The following is a 20450-nucleotide window of genomic DNA, read 5'->3' as shown; positions in this document are numbered from 1 at the left end:
CGTGGGTACTTTCGCGACACTCTCTCAACTCGGCCGCTGTTGGTGAGGGACGAGTTCCCCGCGGGCGCAGACGACCTCGCCGCGCTCCTGGAGCGCGCCAGTGCGGATGCGGAGCGGTGGCAGGCACACCGGCTCGATCCAGAGGTGCTCGGCGCCGCTCGGCGCCGCCGGCGTCGGCGGCGGATTATTGGCGGCGCTGTCGCCTTCGTGATCGTTGCCGGGATCGGCGCCTATGTGCCGACGACACTGATGGCGCCGGTGGATGCTGCAACAGCGAGTGTAGAACTGCCGGAGGTGGCACAGCCGGTCGCCGCCGTGCTGTCGCTCCCGCAGGTCGGTGCCAGCGCCATCAGTATCTCCGGCGCAAAAGAGTTCACCAGCACCGCCGGAACCAACGGCATCCTCGCCGCTAGCGGCGGCCCGGGGCCGCGCCCGATCGCGAGCATCAGCAAGCTGATCACGGCCCTGGTCGTGCTCGACGCCAAACCGCTCGGCGCCACTGAGAACGGTCCCAGCATCACCTTCAGCAAAACCGACGCTGACCTTTACGACAAGTACTACGTGCTGCAGGCCACCGAGCAACCGATGAAAGCCGGCAGCACCTTGTCGGAACGGGATGCTCTGAAGCTCATGCTCGTGGTCTCGGCCTCCAACTACGCGGAGGCGGTGACGGACTGGGCGTTCGGCTCTCAGGCCGGGTTCCGTCGAGCTGTGAAATCGTGGTTGAGCGTGCACGATCTCACCGGCACCACGGTCGTCGAACCGACCGGGATCGACTCCCGGAATGTGAGCACGCCGGCGAACCTGCTCACTCTGGGAAAGATGGCGCTCGCCACCCCATTGATCGCCGCGATTGTGGCGTCGAAAAACCTCGACGTGCCCGGCTTCGACGCGTTGCCGAATACCAACCGGCTCCTCGGCGTCGATGGTGTCACCGGCATCAAGACCGGAACGCTGGATGCCGCTGGCGCCTGTCTGCTGTTCTCCGCCACCGTCGAGGTGGGACTGGCCAAGCCGATCACCGTGCTCGGCGTGATTCTCGGCGGCACGGACCACAACGCCGTCAACGACGCGGCACGCGCGCTTCTACGCAGCATCAAGGCCGGCTTCCATAGAGTGCCGCTGCTCACGCAACACCAGAAGCTGGGCACCTACACCACGGCGTGGGGCGACACCGCCGCTGTCGTCGCCGCGGACGGCGCATCCGTCCTCACCTGGTCTGATCTGCCGATCACCGACACGCTCACGACCAAGCGAGTCACCACTGCCAGGCGCGGGTCCGGGGTGGGCACGGCGACGTTCGTCGCCGGAAGGCGCACGGTCACGGTACCGCTCGTGCTCGACGGCGCGCTCAACGGCCCGGATGCCTGGTGGCGGCTGACCCATCCGGCGGAACTGCTGACGAAGTAACTGCACCGGGAATCAGCGTCGCTTGAACCCCTTCGTGCAGGTCTCGTCGGCCGCGGTCTGCCCGGTCACCGTCGGCCCGAGGGTCACCGCCGCCGGGGTCGAAGGGCTCGGGCTGGCAGATATCCCACCGGATGGTGACGCGGAGGGAACATTCGACGGAGTGGGGGAGGCGCTCGGGGCGTTCGGGTCCAGCACCGCGGCTTCGCCCAGTTTCCCCGTCAATTGCACGGGTTGGTCGGTGCGCAGGGCCAGGTTGACCGCATCCGCATTGAGGGGGTCGGGGATCACCCGATTCGGATCCCGGGGATTGGGCACTGTCGGGTACTGCACGAAGACCAGGTGGTTCAGATCGATCGACTTCAAGGCGAGCCCGATCTTCACCAGCGTGGTCGGATCGGTGAGGGTGTCGGAGAACTGCATGTTCGACACCGCGGCCTTGGCCAGCGGATATAGCGCCAGCGGATTGCCGAGCACTCCGGCCGACTTCACCTTGCGCACCAGCGCGGAGAGGAACACCTGCTGGTTGCTGATGCGGCCCAGATCGCTGCCGTCTCCGACTCCGTGTCTGCTGCGCAGGAACGATAGTGCTTCGGCACCCTCGAGTGTCTGAGGTCCGGCAGCAAGGTTCAGCGGGGGAATGGTGTACCGCTCCACCACCGGGGTGGCCAGACACACGGTCACCCCGCCGATGGCGTTCGACATCGCGGTCACCCCCTCCAGGGTGATTTTCGCGGCGAACGGGATGTGCATACCGGTGAGAGTCTCGACGGTGCGGACGGTGCAGGAGAGATCACCGCGTTCGAGAGTGGTGTTCATCATCGCCGCCCTCGTAGCCGGCACCGTCTTCCCGTCGGGTGCCGTGCAGCTGGGGATCGGGATCACCATGTCCCGCGGGAACGACACCACCGTCGCATCGCTGTGGTCCGCGGAGATGTGCAGCAGCATGGTTACGTCGTTCTTTCCGACGCCGGAACTACCAGCTAGTTCGTCCTTGGTCTCGAAGGCTCCACCTTGCCCGGTGCGGGTGTCGGTCCCGGCGAGCAATAGATTGACCTCCCCGTCGATGGCCGTGACCTGGTCTCCGGTGGCCCCGGCCGCCCCCGGGACGTGCTCGAGGTGAATTCCCGGCTTTCCAGATCTGGCGATGTCCCAGGCGGCAATGGCAACCACCGACGCGCCGCCCACGCCGGCAACGGCGACGATCGCGACAATGATCTTCGCCACGGTTGCCCACGGCCGTTTGCTTTTCAGCTGACCATGCCTGACCGGTTCGGCGGGCGCGCGGCGCGGTGATCGGGTAGACCTGTGGGAACTCACGCCGGGTCACCTCTCGTGGGGCACATGAATCAGCGCGCGGAACAGTCGTAGCGTGCGCACCCTCTCACGCTAGCGACCATTGCTGGATTTTTGTCGCAGGTGTGACAGTCGATGCGAGGTCGTTAAGGCTGATCGAGTGGGAACCTGGTCATATGGAAAATTCGTGGGACGCGGCGAACATCGTCGACTGGCGGCTTCGGGTGTTCGAGCTCTACGCGCAGGTGCGCGAACTCAGCGCCGATGACCCGGCCGCCGCCCACTCCCTCTGGCGGGACGGGCGCGATGAGCTATTCGCCACGCATCCGTCGTCACCGTTGCTGCCGGAGCACCGTGCCACCTTCACCGGCCTGACGGTGGCGGATTACGATCCGGCCTGGCGGTTCGACGCGGTGGTGGAGCCGGCACAACAACCGCAGCGGCTCGAGGTGGAGACCGGCACCGACGGTGTGGTGCCGTTCGACCTCCTCGGCACGGTGCGCCTTCGCGGCATCGGCTCGCTCGACGTGTGGCGCCTGGCCGGTTACGCCGGCGGCATCTTCCTTCCGGTGCGCGATGGGCTGGCCGGACGACCGGGCGGAACGTATGGCGGCGGACGCTACCTGCTCGACACCATCAAAGGTGCCTACCTCGGGCCGGGTGCAGCAGCCGGTGATTTCGCGGCGATCAGCCTCGTCCTCGACTTCAATTTCGCCTACAACCCGTCCTGCGCCTACGACCCCGCGTGGGCGTGTCCGCTGCCGCAAGCCGGCAACCGGCTCACCACGGCAGTGCCGGTGGGCGAATTGTCGTTCGGGGCAGGCTACTAGGCCGCAGTGCGGCAGCTGGGGAGCCGACGTAGCATCGAATTACACCGCTTCCCGTACACTCCGAACAGAAAGAACCACGACAGTGTCAATCGAACAACGCATTTCCGTCCACGAAATCGACCCCGAGGCTTACAAGCCGATGTATGCCATGGAGAAATACATCCATGCCGGAACCCTCGGCGAAGCGCTGCTGGCGCTCGTGAAGATCCGCGCCTCGCAGATCAACGGATGCGCGTTCTGCTTGGACATGCACGGACGTGAGGCACGCGCCGCCGGTGTCGACAACCGACGAATTGACGTGCTCGCCGGTTGGGAAGAGGCGCCGGAGCTCTACTCCGAGCGGGAACGCGCCGCCATCGCCCTCACGGAGGAAGTCACGCTCATCGGCAACGGCGGGGTGTCTGACCTCGTCTGGGGGCGCGTCACCGCCGCCTTCGAGGAGAAGGAAGTCGTGCAATTGCTGATGGCCATTGCGGCCATCAACGTGTGGAACCGTCTTGCGGTCAGCACCCACCAGAGTCTTCCAGCAGAAGTCAACTAAGTCGTCGCGCCTGGGCTGGTCCTACCCGATTGGGTAGCGAGGGGCTCGGCGCGGTGGCGGTGGTGGCACCACCTTGGCAGCGGTGACCTGTGCCAGTTCAAGCGCGACTGTGCCGCGTCTGGTCTCTACCACGCACTCGGTGTCGGTGCGCGCGCGCAGATAACCGACCGCGTCGGTGAAGCCGCCGTCGATCCGCGTGCGCACCGTCATCCTGGTGCCAAGCGGCACCGTCGCGATGAGGCGCACCGGCTCCGCAGCTGCCCGCTGTGAATGAGGTCCTGCTGGAGGTACGGCATCCGTCATACCGCCAGCCTATGGCTGCCGCTGGAGGGGGCGGCCCGGCGGCCGACCGTAAGGTTGTTCTATGCCCGCCTCCCTCTGCTACCCGGAACATCCGGGGGAGGCCTTCGACCCGGACCTCGCCTACGACACGTTCGTTGCCTGGGCGCTCGGCCGGGGAATCACGCTCTACCCGGCCCAGGACGAGGCGATCATCGAGATCGTCACCGGCGTGAACGTCATCCTGTCCACGCCGACAGGCACCGGCAAGTCCCTCGTCGCCGTGGCCGCGCACTTCACTGCGCTGGCGCAGGGTAAGCGCAGCTACTACACGGCACCGATCAAGGCGTTGGTGTCGGAGAAGTTCTTCGCCCTGGTCGACATCTTCGGCGCCGAGCGGGTCGGGATGGTCACCGGAGATTCGTCGGTGAACCCGGATGCGCCCATCATCTGCTGTACGGCGGAGATCTTGGCGAACGTGGCGTTGCGGCACGGTGAGCAGTCCGCCGTCGACCAGGTGGTGATGGACGAATTCCACTTCTACTCGGATCCGGAACGCGGCTGGGCCTGGCAGGTGCCGCTGCTCACCTTGCCGCGGGTGCAGTTCATCGTGATGTCGGCGACGCTGGGCGACATCCGCTGGCTGGCGGACGACCTCACGAACCGCACCGGGCGCGAAACCGCCGTCATCACCGGAGTCGATCGTCCGGTGCCGCTGAACTTCTCCTACGCAACGACCCCGGTGCACGAGACGGTCGAAGACCTGTTGGCGACCGGCCAGGCGCCGATTTACATCGTCCACTTCTCCCAGTTGGCCGCCCTGGAGCGCGCGCAGGCGATGACCAGCGTGAAAATCGTATCCCGCGAGCAGCGCGACGCGATCGCGGCCGAAATCGGCGCATTCCGCTTCACCACCAACTTCGGCAGAACCCTGTCGCGGCTGCTGCGCTCGGGCATCGGGGTGCACCATGCCGGGATGCTGCCTAAGTATCGGCGCCTGGTCGAACAGCTGGCGCAGCGCGGGCTGCTGCGGGTGATCTGCGGCACCGACACGCTCGGGGTGGGCATCAACGTGCCGATTCGCACGGTGCTGTTGACGGCGCTGACGAAGTTCGACGGCACCAGGATGCGCCAACTGAACGCACGGGAATTCCACCAGATCGCCGGACGCGCGGGACGGGCAGGCTTCGACACGGCCGGCACCGTTGTGGCGCAGGCGCCCGAGCACGAGGTGGAGAATCTGAAGTCGGTGGCCAAGGCCGGTGATGATGCGAAGAAGCGGCGGAAGATCGTGCGCAAGCATGCTCCGGAGGGTTTCGTCTCCTGGGGGGAGCCGAGCTTCAACCGGCTGGTCGCGGCCGAACCGGAAAAGCTCACCTCGAGCATGACCGTGAGCCACGCGATGCTGCTCAATGTCATCGCCCGCGGCGGCGACGGATTCACTCAGGTGCGCGAACTTCTCGAGAACAATCACGAGCCGCGGCACCGGCAGCTCGAACTGCTGCGTCAGGCGTTGGCCATGTACCGCACGCTGCGCACCGCGGGGATTGTAGAACAGACGACGGATGCCGAGGGGCGCACCCGCATCCGCCTCACCGTCGATTTGCAGCCGAACTTCGCCCTCAACCAGCCGCTGTCACCGTTCGCGCTCGCGGTGTTCGACTTGCTCGATCCTGAGGGCGCGGCTGGCGCCTCCAGTTATGCGCTGGATGTGGTCTCGGTGCTCGAGGCGACCCTCGACGACCCCAGGCCCGTGCTCTCCGCTCAGCAGTTCCGAGCACGCGGTGAAGCGGTCGCCGCTATGAAAGCTGAGGGCATCGAATACGACCAGCGGATGGAGCTGCTCGAGGAGGTGACCCACCCCAAGCCCCTGGCGGAACTGCTCGAGGCAGCCTTCGAGACCTACCGGGCTTCCCAACCCTGGGTGGGCGACTTCGAGCTCAGCCCGAAGTCGGTGGTGCGGGACATGTACGAGCGGGCGATGACCTTCAATGAGTACATCGGGTTCTACAAGTTGAACCGGTCGGAAGGACTGGTGCTGCGCTACCTATCCGATGCGTATCGGGCCGCTCGGCAGACCATCCCGGCGGAGGCGAAGAACGAGGAACTGCTGGATCTTATCGAATGGCTCGGTGAGCTCGTGCATCAGGTGGACTCGAGCCTGGTCGACGAGTGGGAGCAGCTGATCAACCCGACTGTGTTAGCCGGACCGGATGCGCCGGTGGTGCCGCCCGCTCCGCGTAGCGTGGTCTCCAACATCCGGGCGTTCCGCATTCTGGTGCGCAACGAACTGTTCCGCAGAGTCCAGCTCGCGGCGCTGGAAGACTACGAGACCCTCGGCGAGTTGGACGGACAGAGCGGCTTCGACGCCGACGCGTGGGCGGATGCCCTGCAGGACTACTTCCGCGAGCACGAGTGGATCGGCACCGATGCGGATGCCCGTAGTTCGGCGATGATCATGATGGACGAGGGTGCAACATCGTGGACGGTGCGGCAGATCTTCGCCGACCCGGCGGGTGATCACGACTGGGGCATCAGCGCCACGGTGGATCTCGCCGAATCCGTGGAAGCGGGGGTGGCCGTTGTGCAGGTCACTGCGGTCAATCGTCTCTGACCCCTCCGCTTCCTTTTCCGGTGATTGAGCCTCTCCCCGGTGATTGAGCATCTCCCCGGTGATTGAGCTTGTCGAAATCCCGTGAGTGACCCTCTGCCCGGTGATTGAGCTTGTCGAAATCGGGCGAGGTTCCTGTGGGGGTCTCGACGGGCTCGACCACCGGAGGAGTGCAAGCGTTGCGGCGGAGGTCAGGTGACCGTGACCTCGACGCTGTGCAAGCCGGTGGCACCGTCGGGCACCACGTCCGCGACGCGAGCCGTCTGCACGGCACCGTTGGCATCCGTTGCCCGCACGGTAATGGTGTGTCTTCCGGGGGTCGCCCGCCAGCGGTACACCCATTGCCGCCAGGTATCGGCCGACTCCACCGCGCCTAGTTCGGCGTCGCGGAACGGCCCGTCGTCCACCCGCACCTGCACGGCGGAAACTCCGACGTGCTGGCGCCAGGCCACACCGGCCACCGCTACTGTGCCCGCTTCCACCGTGGCACCCGCCGCGGGCACGTCGATTCGGGAAGACAGCTTGACCGGGCCGCGCGGGCTCCAGCCCTGGTGAGTCCAGTACGCGGTGTCCCGATCGAACCGTGTCACCTTCAACTTGGTCACCCACTTCGTCGCCGACACGTAGCCATACAGCCCGGGAACAACCATCCGCACCGGGTAGCCGTGCTCGAACGGCAGCGGTTCGCCGTTCATCCCCACCGCGAGGATGGCGTTTCGTTCATCGGTGAGGGCGGTCAGCGGCGTGCCTGCCGTGAAGCCGTCGCTACTGGTGGAGAGCACCATGTCGGTATCCGGCCGCGGACCGGCACGCTGCAGGAGCCTGCGGATCGGATAACCCAGCCAGGTGGCGGTGCCGATCAGGTTGCCGCCGACGTAGTTGGATACGCAGGCCAGGGTGGTTCGGCTTTCTTCCAGCGGAAGGGCGATGAGTTCGTGGAACGACAGCGTGAACGGATGATCGACCATCCCATCGATGGTCAGCGACCAGTCGTCTGGGTTCAGCTTGGGAACCTGCAAGGCGGTGTCGATACGGTAGAACGCCGCGTTCGGCGTGATGAACGGGGTGATGCCCGTCACGTTCAGTGGCGCCGGCAGCGGCGTCGCGTCCACAGCCGCACCCGGCAGGGTGAACAGCGCCCGCGCCTTGACGGCCACCTGTGAACCTGCGCCGAGCACGCGTCCCACCGCCAGGGCGAGAACTCCGGCACCGGCCGTCGCCGTGACCACGGTGAGGAATCCGCGGCGCGCCAGACCACCGGCCGGGCCTGGCGGCGTGTCGGGGTTCCGCAGTCGGCCCATCAACCAGGACAACACCAGGACAGACACCAGTGCGGCCACCGCCCCGGGCACGAAGGCGAGCACCCCGGCATCCGCGCGGGTGATCGCGGTGGTGGCGGCGACGGCCGCGAGCAGCACCAGTAGCACTCGCCCGAACGGCGGACGGCGTAACTCCAGGATGCCCGCGACGGCGGACAAGGCGGCGACCAGCACCGCGAGCGACGCGATCAGCACCGGCTTGTCCGCGTGTCCTAGAAGTGAGATCGCGAGCTCCTTGACCGCACCGGGCATGAAGTCGATGACGAAGGACCCGACCACAAACAGGGGACTGGAGGTACTGGCCACCAGCGCAGCCGCCAACTCGGCAACGCCGAGACCGGCGACGGCCGCGGCGATTCCGGATAGAGCGGCTCGCTCAAGAGTCGCCCGGGTCAGGCGCATCGCGCATCCATGATGTTCCAGCGTAGAAGTATTAGACGGAAAAATACCCAAGCGCACGATTTTCCTTTCCGGTGGCCCGCATAGAAAGAGTGAGAATGGCGGTATGACGAAACAACAACGCCTCGTGCTCGCGATTGCGATCCTCGGTTCCTTCGTGGCGTTCCTGGACGGGTCCGTAGTCAACGTGGCGCTGCCGGCCATCAGCCGAGAATTGGGCGGCGCACTGACCACTCAGCAGTGGGTGGTGGACGCCTACCTGATCACGCTCGGCAGTTTGATCCTCGTCGCCGGCTCGCTCTCCGACGTTTTCGGGCGGATCACCGTTCTCCGGTTCGGTCTTCTCGGTTTCGGCGTGACCTCGCTGCTGTGCGCGGTGGCGCCAGGACCCGAATTCCTGGTCATTTCCCGAGGACTGCAGGGTATTGCCGGCGCGCTGCTGGTGCCCAGCTCGCTCGCTCTCATCATGTCCAATTTCCGCGGAGTGGCGCAGGGCAAGGCGATCGGCTCCTGGACGGGCTGGACGAGCGTCGCCTTCCTGGTCGGACCGCTGATCGGCGGCGCCTTCGTCGACCTGGTCAGCTGGCGGCTCGTGTTCGCGATCAACGTGCTACCGATTGCCGTCACGATCTGGCTGTTAGTCATCCTGCGGCAGCACGACGTGCGCGAGAAGGGGGTGAGCGTGGATTACCTCGGCGCGGTGCTCGCCGTTATCGGAATCGGCGGACCGGTCTACGCACTGATCGAACAGGGTCACTACGGCTGGGCCAGCCCCGCCATCTACCTGCCGATGGTCATCGGCGTCCTCGCCTTCGCCGCGTTCCTGTGGCGCCAGCACGTCGCCGCGGCGCCGATGATGCCACTGGAGTTATTCCGCGTGCGCAACTTCGCGATGGGCAACCTCGCGACCACCGCTGTCTACGGCGCCCTGTCCCTCGGCGGATTCCTGGTCGTCATCTTCCTGCAGCAGGTGGCCGGGTACTCGGCCACCATGGCGGCGCTCGCGGTGCTGCCGCCCACCATCATCCTGATGGTGTTGTCGACCTTCTTCGGCACCCTGTCCGCGCGGTTCGGTCCACGACTGTTCATGACCGTCGGCCCGATCCTCGGCGGCGTCGGCTACGTGTTGATGCTCAGCATGACGGCCCAGGTGAACTACTGGACACAGCTGCTGCCCGGCATGCTGGCCTTCGGGCTCGGCCTCGCGATCACCGTGGCGCCGCTCACCTCGGCGATCCTCGGGGCGATCAGCGAACGCCAGGCCGGCATCGGCTCGGCCATCAACAACGCGGTCGCCCGGGTGGCCGGCCTCGTCGCGATCGCCATGCTGGGCATCATGACCGGGACCACCCTGGACGTCGCGGGATTCCACCGCGGCCTCATCGTCACCGCGGCACTGCTCATCCTTGGCGGCCTGATCTCCGCGGTCGGCATCCGCAACCCCGTCAAGCAGCCCAGGACCGCACCGGCAGCGGAGCCGGCAGCACCGGCCGCATAGCCGCCGCGGTCACCACGCGGTGACCGTTCAACCCAGCAAGCGAGAGCCCGAGGATGCCAGCGCGCCCACATCGATCAGCGCCGCGGCCATGATCAACCGGAACAAGAAGCGGCTCGGCGGCCGCGTCACCACGAGGACGATACCCAGCGCGGCGATCACCAGTGTCGCCAACAGCCCGACCCAGCGCAGGTCCACCCACCCGGCGTACTCGCCCCGGGCAGCTAGCCCCGGCCCGGCGGCGGCGAGCACCGCTGCCGCGACAAGCGCCAGAAAGGTGACCACCCCGCCCCACACTCTGCCGAGGACGTGCGGCAGGCCCCGCACGCCGGTGCGGCGGTCGTCGTCCAGGTCGGGGACAACGTTGGTGACATGGGCGGCTACCCCGAGCATCGCCCCCATACCCATCGCCCACCACGCGGCCATCGCCGGCTCGGGTAAGGCCAGCGTGACGATCAGGGGCAGGAGCCCAAAACTGACCACATACGGCAGCACCGACAGCGGCGTGCTCTTGAGACCGAGGTTGTAGGCCCACGCCGAGGCGATGAACACGGTGTGCGTGACGGTGGCCGTGAGTCCCAATGGCAGCGTCAACGTCACCGCCGCCGCCGCGCAATAGAACGCCCCGTTGCGCACCGCAGTCGCGCTGATCCAGCCCAGGGCGACCGGCTTGTCGGCCCGACCGACGGCGCGGTCTCTGGCCGCGTCGAGCCAATCGTTGGACAGGCCCACCGAGGCCTGGTTGCTCAGGAACGCCGCAGCGAGCAGGACAAGCCGGCCCGCGTCGAGTCCGACCGCCACTCCCAGTACCACGGCCACCGCCGTGACGATCAGGGTGGGGCCGGGGTGTGTGGCCAGCGCGAACGCCACCACCGGATGCGGCGCTCGCCTCGGCAGGGATGCGGGGTTCTGCGTGGTGTGCGGCACGGTGACAGATTAGCTGTCAGGGCAGCAGCAGCACCTTGCCGATGTGCGCGGAGGATTCCAGCCGTTCATGCGCCGCGCTCGCCTCGGCCAGCGGCATCCGGCTGTCGATCACCGGAACGATCTGGCCGGTGGCGACGAACGGCCAGGCCTGCTCCAGCGCGCTCGCCACGATGTCGGCCTTCTCGGACGACGGCCTGGCCCGCAACGTCGTTCCGTAAATGCTGGCCCACTTGCCCATGAGCGTTCGGATGTCGAGTTCTCCGGGTTCGCCGCTTTGATTCGCGATTTCCACCAGACGACCTCGGCGGGCCAGTGCGGCCAGATTGCGGGCCAGGTATCCGCCGCCGATCGGGTCCAGGATGACGTCGGCCCCGGCGCCGTCGGTCGCGGCGAGCACGCTCTCCACGAAGTCCTCACGCCGGTAGTTGATCAGGATGTCCGCGCCGAGCTGCTGGCAGAACTCCAGCTTCTCCCGCGTGCTCGCGGTCACCGCGACGCGCGCGCCGAACGCGCGCGCCAACTGGATCGCCATGGTGCCGATGCCGCTCGAACCGCCGTGGACCAGGAGGGTTTCGCCGGCCGTCAGCCTGGCCAGCTGGAACACGTTCGACCACACCGTCAGCAGAGCCTCCGGCAGCCCCGCCGCGTCCACCAGATCGACGGTGTCGGGAACGGGGAGCACCTGGGCCGCGGGAGCCACCGCCAGGGAGGCGTATCCGCCTCCGCCCAACAGGGCACACACCCGGTCGCCGACGGACCAGCTGCTCACCGATCGGCCGAGCGCTGCGACGGTGCCGGAGACCTCCAGACCCGGCCATTCCGGTGCCCCGGGAGGCGGGGGATAGCTCCCCTGGCGTTGACCGATGTCCGAGCGGTTCACCCCGGCGGCGGCCACCTCGATAAGCAACTCGCCATCGGCGGGCACCGGATCGGGCAGTTCGGCGAGGGTGAGCACTTCGGCGGATCCGAACCGTGGAATCGTGACAGCCAACATGTCTCAACGGTATGCCAGTCTTGCGGGCTAGATTGGAAAAATGCCGCCCGAATCGGATCCTCGTGCCCTCGTGTCCGTGCTCAGTGGCACCTGGTATCTCGGCGCGTCCAATCTGCCGGTCTGGCTCAGGGGCGATCGCAGGATGCCCACCATCAGTTATGAGCCGGTGCCAAAGCGCCCAGTGAGCCTGTTGCACTCCGTGGCCTACACCTCGTCCGGTGGCGAAACCACCAGGGTCAGCGCTGTCGCGACGTGGCACCGTGGTGTGTTCGTCGGCCGGGACCGGCGCCTGCACAAGCTATTCCCCAGCAAATGGTGGGTGGTCGGCGCCAGCGGTGATGAGGCGATCGTGGTCGTGCGATTCGCGAAGACCAGGGCGACTCAGGCCGGGATCAACGTGCTTGTGCGGCAGGGCCGAATAGTCCCCAACCTGCGCGGCGTCATCGGGCACCAGCACGAGAACTTCGGCCTCAGCCCCGAGGAATTCGCGCGGCTGTCCTGGTTCGACCTGACGGCACCCGCCACACGGCGTCGCCGCTGACACTCCGGTCAAGTATCGCCGGTGATGACTTCCCGGATTCGGCGCAGGTCCTCCATGAGCGAGCCGATCAGTATCCAGTGGTCCGGATGCGGGTTTTCGATCAGCAGGGGTGCCGTGAGCGCCGGAAGTTCGGCAGTAACCGGCGTACGGCTGGTTCCCGCGGCATCCGAGCGTTCGCGGGCCAGAAGGCGCAGATCGTGGCCTGCCCTGGACAGTTCGGTGGCGACGGATCGCACCACAGGGTCATCGCTCAACCCGGCGTCGTAATGGTCGCGGATAGCGCGGGCCACGCCGAGCACGCGCGTCACCAGGATTGACAATGCGGCCAGGAAGTCCTTGTCCTGCTCCAGAACGTCCCGGTGTTTCGCGCTGCGAGGGTTGAGCATCAGGCTGTCGCTCGCCTTGCTGATGTCGTTGCCTGCCGCGTCTTTCAGCCGCCGCAAATCGCGCGCATCGACGAGTATCGTCTCGAATACGTCGGCCTTCCGCCGAGAATGCAAACCATCGGCGAGGCGCTCCAGCGTCGTCGCGATGCCGTCGGCGAGTCGGGTGACCGAGTCGTGCGCCGGCGCCAACAGCACCGGCGGGACCACCACGACGTTGACGATGAGTCCGATAATGGCGCCGATCACCGTTTCCAGCACCCGGCTGGCCGCGTATCCGGGAGTCTGCGCTCCCATCGCCACGACGAGCATCGCGCTGATCGGAATCTGCACGCTCGATCCCGGCGTCAGCTGGAGCGCCCACGCCAGCAGCAACGACACCACGATGATCGCGAGGACGACCCACATGGCGTGGCCGAACAACTGTGTGGCTCCGCTGGCCAGAATCACACCGATGACCACGCCGAGGCTGCGCTCGATACCCTTCGCCAGCGAAAGGTTCACACTCGGCTGAACGACGAGGAGCGCCGCGATGGCGGCGAAGATCGGTATCGGCTGGTTCAGCAGCACCACGCAGAGCACCCAGGCGCCCACTGAGGCGAGCGACGTTTTGAGCACCTGAAGTAGCGGACTACGCGAGGAGGCACGCAAAGAACTGGTCAGTCGCATCGCACCAGGCTAGTCCGATGGCGCCGCCTGGCACTCTACCTGGTCGGCAGTTGGAACCCGTCCAAGTCGTCGGTGATCGGTAGCGGCGCGGCCGCCGGCGCAATACTGGCAGCATCGGAATTCGTCGCCGCGGTGGCCGCGGACACGTTCCCGAGCGACACGCTGATGAACAGCGCGACGGCGAGCACCAGTGCGGCGCCGACTGCGCTCACGCTCCCGGTGACGACCGTGAGCCTGGACGAGGTACGAAGCTGTCGTACGTAGACGGCAACGGCCACGAGCGCCAACGCCGCGACGATGATGGTCACCGAAAGTGGCATCGCAATCGTCTGGAGCACTGCGGAGTCAGCGGGTAAGGCAGCAGACATTGCGTGCCGTTCCTCTCGGGTAAGGAACACTCTCGTCGGGGTACGGGAGCTGAGGATCTGGCAAAGCTAGGGGGGGCAGGCACCAAATCCCAAGGAAAACTTAGCAGACCCCTGGTTTGGGGGTCAAGCTCGGCGGCCGTTTAGCTCGTCGCGGCCGGCTCGGTCTGCGCAGGAGGCAGCGGACCGCGCAGCCGCTGAGACGAGTCTGCGTTCGGATCGTGGGCGTAGGACAGGGCATCGGCTGCGCGCACGAGCGCGAGATGCGAGAACGCCTGCGGCGTGTTTCCCACCTGCCGCCGCCCCGCGACGTCGTATTCCTCGCTGAGCAGGCCGACGTCGTTGGCGAAGCCCACCAACCGGTCCATCAGCTCGTGGGCGTCGTCCAGACGTCCGCTGCGTGCATACTGCTCGGCGAGCCAGAACGAGCAGGCCAGGAACGGATGCTCGCCCGCCGGCAATCCGTCCACTCCGGATTCGCTGCGGTAGCGCAGCAACAGACCGTCGTGCAGCAGGTCCGCCTCGATCGCGGCAACGGTGCCGAGCATCCGTGGGTCCGTCGGCTTCAGATAGCCGATTTGAGCCAGTTGCAGCAGCGATGCGTCGACGCCGTGGCTTCCGTAGTACTGCGTATAGGTGCCACGGTCCTTGTCGAAGCCGTGTTCTTCAATCTCGTCGTGGATACGGTCGCGGATCTTGGTCCAACGCTCGAGAGGGCCATCCAACCCGTAGTCGGTGACGGCGCTGATCGCACAGTCGAACGCGGCCCAGAGCATGGCACGGGAGTGGGTGAAGTGGCGCTGCGGACCCCTGATCTCCCAGATTCCGTTGTCGGGGCGCTGCCAGTTCTTCTCGACGAAGCTCATCAAAGCCCGTTGCAGCGGCCAGGAGAATTCGGTCTCCTCGACGCCCAGTTCGCGGGCCGCCTGCAGTGCCACCATCACCTCGCCGAACACGTCGCCCTGGTATTGCTTGTATGCCGCATTGCCCACCCGCACCGGTGAGGCGCCGCGGTAGCCGGGCAGGGTGGTGAGCTCAAGTTCCATGAGCATCCGCTCGCCGGCCAGACCGTACATGATCTGCACATCGGCCGGGTCCCCGGCGATGGCCCGCAAGAGCCAGCCGCGCCACCCCTTCGCTGCTTCGGCGAAGCGGTGATTGAGCAGCACGTTGAGGGTCAGCGACGCGTCGCGCAACCAGACGTACCGGTAGTCCCAGTTGCGCATTCCGCCGAACTGTTCGGGCAGGCTGGTCGTCGCCGCGGCGGCAATCCCGCCGGTGTCCTCGTGAGTGAGCGCCCGCAGCACCAGCAGTGACCGGCGCACCTCGTCGTCGTAGTACGGCGACGTGACATACGAGGAGATCCAGTCCTGCCACCAGTCGACGGTGCGGGTGATGCCCGCCGAGACGTCCGGTGCGGGCGGCGGCTGCCGGTGCGACGGGTACCAGGTCATCGTGATGTCCACAGTCTCACCCGCGTGTACGGTGAAATGCGACACGTGCCGGTGACCGTCAGCGGTCAGTTTCGGACCGCGGATGATCACCGAATCCGGTCCGGCCACAGCAACGATCGCGAAGTTGTGCTCTTGGGGCACCTGACGGATCCACGGCAACGCCGCGGCATAGCCGAACCGGATGCGCAACTCTTGCGTCATATCCACCGAGCCGCTGACTCCGACGACGCGGCGCACCAGATCGGCACGTCGATCACCGAACGGCATCAAGTCGGTGACCTCGACTTCGCCGGTGTCGGTCACCCACCTGGTCACCAGCACAAACGTGTTCTCGATGTAACGCCGGCTGGTACTCACGACGCCGTGCTCGGGAGCCAGCAACCAGCGGCCGTGGTCCGTATCGCCGAGCAGAGCTCCGAAGGTAGACGCCGAGTCGAACCTGGGCAGGCACAACCAGTCAATGCTCCCGTCGCGCCCGACCATGGCACCGGTGTGGCAGTCGCCGATCAGCGCGTAATCCTCTATCTGCATCGCCATTCCCTCATTGTTACACCGGTACCCGGCAGTTGATCAGGCGCTGTGGGTGATCAGGCGCTGTGGGTGATCAGGCGCTGTGGGTGATCAGGCGCTGTGGGTGATTAAGCCGATGCGTGATTAAGCACTGTGCGGTCCCAGGCCGCCGAGTTACGCTGGGCCGATGAGTGAGAACATCACAACACTGGTCATCTTCGGCGCGCTGGGGGACCTCACGAAACGATTGCTTCTGCCGGGCCTCGGCCAACTGCTGGATCACGAGCGGCACGACGGCTTCCAGCTGATCGGCGTCGGCACACGCGAGTACTCGGACGACAAGTGGCGCGACGAGGTGAGAACCTCCTTCGCGTCGGCCGGGGCATCCGGGGCGGGTTCGGGGCGGGTGGCCGATGCCGCCCGGTACGTACAGGCGGATGTGACGAATCCGGACGACCTGAAGCGGGTCTTTGCTGCCTGCTCGGGAGTTCCGGCGTTCTACTTCGCGTTGCCGCCCGCGGTCACGATCGCCAGTTGTGCAGCCATGAAGAAGGTGACACTGCCAGAGCATTCCGTTTTCGGTATGGAGAAGCCGTTCGGCACCGATCTTCACAGCGCAACGCAGTTGAACCGCACGGTGGTCACCATGATCCCCGAGGACAGCGTGCACCGCGTCGACCACTTCCTCGGAAAATCCACCGTGCTCAACCTGCTCGGATTGCGATTCGCCAACCGGGTGTTCGAACAGGTCTGGAACCGCGACAACATCGCCAAGGTTGAAATCTTCTTCGACGAACAGCTCGCCCTGGAGGGCCGGGCCGGTTACTACGACAAGGCCGGCGCGCTCATCGACATGATTCAGAGCCACCTGTTGTTGGTGTTGGCGTTGGTGGCCATGGAAGCGCCGTCCAGTATCGACGCGGGCGACCTTCGGGGATCGATGGCGCAGGCGCTGCGAGCCACCCGGATCTGGGGCGGCGACGCCAGGACGGCAAGCCGGCGGGGCCGCTACACGGCGGGCTCCGTGGCCGGCCGGTCGCTGCCGTCGTACACCGACGAACCGGGCGTCAACCCGGATGCGCACACCGAGACCCTCGCGGAAGTCACATTCGGGGTGGAGAACTGGCGTTGGGCCGGGGTTCCGTTCGTGCTGCGCTCGGGCAAGGCTCTGGGCGACACCCGCAAAGACATCGTCATCAGTTTCAAGGACGTGCCGCATCTGCCCGGCGGGTTCTCCGGCCCTCCCGGCAGGTCTCAGCTACGCATCGGCCTCGGTCCGGACGAAATCGAACTGGGTATTCGCATCAACGGCGAGGGTGACCCGCTGACACTCGACCGGGTGCGACTGCGCACCGGACTTGCACCGGGAGAGTTACCGCCATACGGTGAGGTGCTTTCCGGGATCATGGGCGATGACCCCACCTTGTCGGTGCGTGCCGACGAGGTGGAAGAGTGTTGGCGCATCGTCACGCCGATCCTTGCCGCCTGGAAGAACAACGAGGTGCCGATCGACGAGTACCCGGCAGGTTCGGCGGGCCCTGCATCGTGGACATCGACGCCGGGGCTCGATTGAGTCGTCCCGGTGGCAGTCAGTCCTCGGGGTCGGCCGGATCGATCGGCAGGTGATGGTTTCGGCCGGCCTCGCCGCGCTTCCAGTAACCGTCAACCTTCACTCTGAAGGCGGCGAGAGACAATTCTCGGCGCAGGTACCGGCGGATCGGAATGAGCGTGGTCGCTTCCCCGGCCGCCCAGACGTGGGTGTTGTCGTCAATCGGACCCAAACTGCGCAGCGCCCGCTCGAGCGGCGACGTCGACTTGTCCAGCCACACCACGCGTGCACGGTTCACGTGCGCGGGGTCCAGGTAGGCGGCGTCCGCTTCGTTCTCGAGTTCCACGAGCCCCAGGATCTCCACCGATTCGGGAACCAGCTCGATCCAGCGGGCGAACGCGGGAAGCGCCGACTCGTCCGCGACGAGAATGATCCGGCTCATCCCGGCTGGCACCATCCGTGACGCACGCGGCCCGCGCACGGTGACGGTGTCCGTCACGGCGGCACCGCGCGCCCACTGGGTTGCCGGGCCGACTCCCGCGTGGGCGAAGAAATCCAGGTCGAGCTGGGGGAGAGTATCCCCGGTGCCGGGGCGGAACAGCCTCGGGGTGTAATCGCGGGTCACCGCATCCTGCTGCGCGTCGGCGTGCGCCTGGTCGGCGCCGCCGATTCCCCCGAAGGTCACCTTGACGTGATCGGCCGGGCCGACACTGGTGAAACCGTCGAGCTCCGCGCCCTCCAGGGTGATCCGCACAAAACCGGGCGTCAACTGCGTCGTTCGCGCAACGGACAGAGTGCGGGTGGCGGGGTCGTGACGTACACGCAGATCAGAATGAATCAAGTAGTGTCTCCTGGGGATCGGACAGGCTGACTGACGTCGAAGGCGAGCCGGCAACCAGCTCTGACCGGACAGCCTATCCCGTTCCCGCACCGGACGGGAATCGTTAAAGCAACCCCACATCGGCGAGACGCTTGGCCAATCCAGCGCCGTTGTGCGCGTACACCCAGCATGCCTCATTGCCCTTCCGCCGTTCTTCGGCACTGCTGCGGCCGCCGGCGAGCACCGCCTCACTGTTCGACAACTGTCGGATGGCCACGGCCGACACGCTGTCCGGATGTGCGTCGGCGAACTCGCCGTAGGTGTCTTCGTCGTGTTGCCCGTCGTCACCGACGAGCAACCAACGGATACCCGGGAATTCGGTGGCGAGTCTGGCCAGGCTCTCCCGCTTGTGGTCACGGCCGCTTCGGAACCAGCGGTCGTGCGTTGGCCCCCAGTCGGTGAGCAGTAGCGGTCCGGCTGGGTACAACTGCCTGGACAGGAAACGAGTGAGGGTTGGTGCGACATTCCACGCGCCGGTGGAGAGGTAGATCACCGGTGCACCCGGATGCGAGCGGGTCAATCGCTCCAGAAGTACTGCCATGCCGGGGACCGGGCGGCGGGCATGCTCATCGAGCACGAATGTGTTCCACGCCGCCAGCAGCGGCCGTGGCAACGCCGTCACCATGACGGTGTCGTCAATGTCCGAGACGATTCCGAACCCCACCGCCGGATCCACAATGAACACTGGACACTCGATCGCTTCCGACTCGTCGGTGCGCACCGTGATGGTGTGCCATCCCGGGGCCAAGGCGGATTCCAGGACGACGTCGACGACTCCACCCCGGTCGGCGGTGACCCGGTGCTCCGTGCCGCCGATGTCGACCGTGACGGCGACGTCGTTCACCGGAACGCTGGTGAAACTGCGCCATCCGCGGATCTTTTTGGAACGGTCATCCGTCGCGCCGGGCCTGGCCAGCAGCACGCGGCACAGTACCCGAACCCAGCCCGGAGCGCCGTAACCGGTATAGGCAATCACGGCGGACGTCAGGCCGCGTTTGCGGGCCCGCTTCTCACGGAAGGCGTGGAATCGGTCCTCCATGCGCGCTGCGAAATGAGGTAGTGAAGGGGCTCCCGATGGGCCTCGCGACGATTTGCGGGCGGAAGTCATGGGTCAAGTCTTTCACGAGAGCGCTGCCAGGTTTTCTGTGGGAGGAGCGGACGCGGGTCCGAAGCCTACAGCAGATACTGAGAAATATCTTAGAAAGCCGGTTCAGTGACAAAAGAGCGCGTCTTCGAAGGGTTGTCCACGGTACTATTCCTCTAGTAAGGATGAGGCCGAATTGCCCACACGATTGGGGAGAACCAATGCCAGGAGCAACAGCCCTATTGCGGAATGAACCCGTGCAGGCGAGGAGCACAGCCCGCCTGACTTCCTTACTGGACGCCGCGGCCGAAGTCGTCGATGAAATAGGATTTGAACGCCTCACCACGGCCATGGTCGCCGAGCGCGCCGGCGCGTCAATCGGTACCGTGTACCGGTATTTCCCGGACCGCATCGCTGTGCTGCAATCGCTTGCTGCCCGTTCGCTGGCCCAATTCGTGCAACGCATTCGGCCGTCACTGACCGAGCCGGTTCGCGAGAACTGGTGGGAGGCGGTCAGCACCGTGTTCGACGACGCGGTGAACGCTTTCCGATCCGTCCCCGGTTTTCGTTCCCTGCGGTTCGGGGACGTCATCGACGTGCATCCGGCGACGGATGATCGCAGCGGCAACAGCATCATGTCGGGAGAGATCGCGTCGGTGTTGGCGTCGACTTACGGACTGCCGGATGACGACGAGCTGCGGGTACGAGTGGAGGTGGCCGTAACCATCGCCGATTCGCTGTTGGCCCGTGCCTTCGCAACCAATCGCAAGGGCGAACCCCGTTACATCGATGAAGCCCGTGCTGTCGTTCGCAGCTACCTCGTCGGCCACTACGGCGAGCCGGCAGGAGCGTAGCGAACGGCGGGCCGAAGCGCCGCTATTGACCCGACGGTTGTCGTTTGGCGCCGTGTCTTTTGG

The 20450-nt window shown here is 66.1% G+C and carries 18 protein-coding genes; 8 read left to right on the top strand and 10 right to left on the bottom strand.

Annotated features, from left to right (window positions below; genetic code table 11):
* Positions 1–42 precede the first annotated feature (42 nt).
* A complete protein-coding gene (locus tag ABFX56_RS02565; RefSeq protein ID WP_346231715.1) occupies positions 43–1410 on the top strand; it encodes a D-alanyl-D-alanine carboxypeptidase family protein in 1368 nt (455 codons plus the stop codon).
* Between the two features lie 12 nt (positions 1411–1422).
* Here the strand turns inward: ABFX56_RS02565 and ABFX56_RS02560 are convergent, their stop codons facing one another.
* A complete protein-coding gene (locus ABFX56_RS02560) occupies positions 1423–2634 on the bottom strand; it encodes an LCP family protein (RefSeq protein WP_346231714.1) in 1212 nt (403 codons plus the stop codon).
* A gap of 245 nt (positions 2635–2879) precedes the next feature.
* Between ABFX56_RS02560 and ABFX56_RS02555 the strand changes: the two genes are divergently transcribed.
* Both ABFX56_RS02555 and ABFX56_RS02550 read left to right on the top strand, forming a co-directional pair.
* Complete coding sequence (locus ABFX56_RS02555) at positions 2880–3533, top strand: DUF1684 domain-containing protein (RefSeq protein ID WP_346231713.1); 654 nt, start codon at positions 2880–2882, stop codon at positions 3531–3533.
* Positions 3534–3615: 82 nt separating this feature from the next.
* Positions 3616–4074 carry a carboxymuconolactone decarboxylase family protein gene (locus ABFX56_RS02550; protein ID WP_346231712.1) on the top strand — a complete coding sequence of 153 codons (459 nt, stop codon included), beginning with the start codon at positions 3616–3618 and terminating at the stop codon, positions 4072–4074.
* A 21-nt stretch (positions 4075–4095) separates the two neighbouring features.
* On the opposite strand, the gene ABFX56_RS02545 is transcribed toward ABFX56_RS02550, so the two are convergent.
* On the bottom strand, positions 4096–4377 hold the full coding sequence (locus tag ABFX56_RS02545; RefSeq protein ID WP_346231711.1) for a hypothetical protein: 282 nt from the start codon (positions 4375–4377) through the stop codon (positions 4096–4098).
* Between the two features lie 61 nt (positions 4378–4438).
* On the opposite strand from ABFX56_RS02545, the gene ABFX56_RS02540 reads away from it, so the two are divergent.
* Complete coding sequence (locus ABFX56_RS02540; RefSeq protein WP_346231710.1) at positions 4439–6967, top strand: DEAD/DEAH box helicase; 2529 nt, start codon at positions 4439–4441, stop codon at positions 6965–6967.
* A gap of 188 nt (positions 6968–7155) precedes the next feature.
* Here ABFX56_RS02540 and ABFX56_RS02535 read toward each other — a convergent pair whose 3' ends face one another.
* Positions 7156–8685, bottom strand: a complete 1530-nt coding sequence (locus tag ABFX56_RS02535; RefSeq protein WP_346231709.1) for a molybdopterin-dependent oxidoreductase — start codon at positions 8683–8685, stop codon at positions 7156–7158.
* Between the two features lie 103 nt (positions 8686–8788).
* Here ABFX56_RS02535 and ABFX56_RS02530 point away from each other — a divergent pair, with 103 nt between their 5' ends.
* The gene (locus tag ABFX56_RS02530) at positions 8789–10180 is read left to right on the top strand and encodes an MFS transporter (protein WP_346231708.1); all 1392 of its coding nucleotides are present in this window, start codon (positions 8789–8791) and stop codon (positions 10178–10180) included.
* 27 nt (positions 10181–10207) lie between these two features.
* On the opposite strand, the gene ABFX56_RS02525 is transcribed toward ABFX56_RS02530, so the two are convergent.
* Both ABFX56_RS02525 and ABFX56_RS02520 read right to left on the bottom strand, forming a co-directional pair.
* Positions 10208–11104, bottom strand: coding sequence for a UbiA family prenyltransferase (locus ABFX56_RS02525; protein ID WP_346231707.1), 897 nt, complete (start codon positions 11102–11104; stop codon positions 10208–10210).
* A 16-nt stretch (positions 11105–11120) separates the two neighbouring features.
* Positions 11121–12098, bottom strand: coding sequence for an NAD(P)H-quinone oxidoreductase (locus ABFX56_RS02520; protein ID WP_346231706.1), 978 nt, complete (start codon positions 12096–12098; stop codon positions 11121–11123).
* Between the two features lie 40 nt (positions 12099–12138).
* On the opposite strand from ABFX56_RS02520, the gene ABFX56_RS02515 reads away from it, so the two are divergent.
* The gene (locus ABFX56_RS02515; protein ID WP_346231705.1) at positions 12139–12639 is read left to right on the top strand and encodes a hypothetical protein; all 501 of its coding nucleotides are present in this window, start codon (positions 12139–12141) and stop codon (positions 12637–12639) included.
* A gap of 8 nt (positions 12640–12647) precedes the next feature.
* Here the strand turns inward: ABFX56_RS02515 and ABFX56_RS02510 are convergent, their stop codons facing one another.
* The 3 genes from ABFX56_RS02510 to ABFX56_RS02500 form a co-directional block, all read right to left on the bottom strand.
* Entirely contained in the window at positions 12648–13691 is a 1044-nt protein-coding gene (locus ABFX56_RS02510) for an FUSC family protein (protein WP_346231704.1), read from the bottom strand.
* Positions 13692–13726: 35 nt separating this feature from the next.
* Positions 13727–14059: a hypothetical protein gene (locus ABFX56_RS02505; RefSeq protein ID WP_346231703.1), complete on the bottom strand. Its 333-nt coding sequence runs from the start codon at positions 14057–14059 to the stop codon at positions 13727–13729.
* 140 nt (positions 14060–14199) lie between these two features.
* Entirely contained in the window at positions 14200–16047 is a 1848-nt protein-coding gene (locus ABFX56_RS02500; protein WP_346231702.1) for a glycoside hydrolase family 15 protein, read from the bottom strand.
* Positions 16048–16207: 160 nt separating this feature from the next.
* Between ABFX56_RS02500 and ABFX56_RS02495 the strand changes: the two genes are divergently transcribed.
* Positions 16208–17593, top strand: a complete 1386-nt coding sequence (locus tag ABFX56_RS02495) for a glucose-6-phosphate dehydrogenase (RefSeq protein WP_346231701.1) — start codon at positions 16208–16210, stop codon at positions 17591–17593.
* Between the two features lie 16 nt (positions 17594–17609).
* On the opposite strand, the gene ABFX56_RS02490 is transcribed toward ABFX56_RS02495, so the two are convergent.
* Both ABFX56_RS02490 and ABFX56_RS02485 read right to left on the bottom strand, forming a co-directional pair.
* A complete protein-coding gene (locus tag ABFX56_RS02490; RefSeq protein WP_346231700.1) occupies positions 17610–18410 on the bottom strand; it encodes a siderophore-interacting protein in 801 nt (266 codons plus the stop codon).
* A 103-nt stretch (positions 18411–18513) separates the two neighbouring features.
* Positions 18514–19557 (bottom strand): App1 family protein phosphatidate phosphatase, encoded by a 1044-nt coding sequence (locus tag ABFX56_RS02485; protein WP_346231699.1) that lies wholly within the window; start codon positions 19555–19557, stop codon positions 18514–18516.
* Between the two features lie 197 nt (positions 19558–19754).
* On the opposite strand from ABFX56_RS02485, the gene ABFX56_RS02480 reads away from it, so the two are divergent.
* A complete protein-coding gene (locus tag ABFX56_RS02480) occupies positions 19755–20387 on the top strand; it encodes a TetR/AcrR family transcriptional regulator (RefSeq protein ID WP_346231698.1) in 633 nt (210 codons plus the stop codon).
* Positions 20388–20450: the final 63 nt, after the last annotated feature.

This window comes from Parafrigoribacterium mesophilum (genome assembly GCF_039652555.1).
Classification (GTDB): domain Bacteria; phylum Actinomycetota; class Actinomycetes; order Actinomycetales; family Microbacteriaceae; genus Parafrigoribacterium; species Parafrigoribacterium mesophilum.
This window is presented reverse-complemented; position numbering and strand designations above follow the sequence as displayed.

Excerpts from the sequence above, each read along its gene's own strand:
- ABFX56_RS02555 (WP_346231713.1), top strand. The coding sequence starts at position 2,880 with ATGGAAAATTCGTGGGACGCGGCGAACATCGTCGACTGGCGGCTTCGG.
- ABFX56_RS02545 (WP_346231711.1), bottom strand. The coding sequence starts at position 4,377 with ATGACGGATGCCGTACCTCCAGCAGGACCTCATTCACAGCGGGCAGCT.
- ABFX56_RS02540 (WP_346231710.1), top strand. The coding sequence starts at position 4,439 with ATGCCCGCCTCCCTCTGCTACCCGGAACATCCGGGGGAGGCCTTCGAC.
- ABFX56_RS02535 (WP_346231709.1), bottom strand. The coding sequence starts at position 8,685 with ATGCGCCTGACCCGGGCGACTCTTGAGCGAGCCGCTCTATCCGGAATC.
- ABFX56_RS02530 (WP_346231708.1), top strand. The coding sequence starts at position 8,789 with ATGACGAAACAACAACGCCTCGTGCTCGCGATTGCGATCCTCGGTTCC.
- ABFX56_RS02520 (WP_346231706.1), bottom strand. The coding sequence starts at position 12,098 with ATGTTGGCTGTCACGATTCCACGGTTCGGATCCGCCGAAGTGCTCACC.
- ABFX56_RS02515 (WP_346231705.1), top strand. The coding sequence starts at position 12,139 with ATGCCGCCCGAATCGGATCCTCGTGCCCTCGTGTCCGTGCTCAGTGGC.
- ABFX56_RS02510 (WP_346231704.1), bottom strand. The coding sequence starts at position 13,691 with ATGCGACTGACCAGTTCTTTGCGTGCCTCCTCGCGTAGTCCGCTACTT.
- ABFX56_RS02505 (WP_346231703.1), bottom strand. The coding sequence starts at position 14,059 with ATGTCTGCTGCCTTACCCGCTGACTCCGCAGTGCTCCAGACGATTGCG.
- ABFX56_RS02500 (WP_346231702.1), bottom strand. The coding sequence starts at position 16,047 with ATGGCGATGCAGATAGAGGATTACGCGCTGATCGGCGACTGCCACACC.
- ABFX56_RS02495 (WP_346231701.1), top strand. The coding sequence starts at position 16,208 with ATGAGTGAGAACATCACAACACTGGTCATCTTCGGCGCGCTGGGGGAC.
- ABFX56_RS02485 (WP_346231699.1), bottom strand. The coding sequence starts at position 19,557 with ATGACTTCCGCCCGCAAATCGTCGCGAGGCCCATCGGGAGCCCCTTCA.
- ABFX56_RS02480 (WP_346231698.1), top strand. The coding sequence starts at position 19,755 with ATGCCAGGAGCAACAGCCCTATTGCGGAATGAACCCGTGCAGGCGAGG.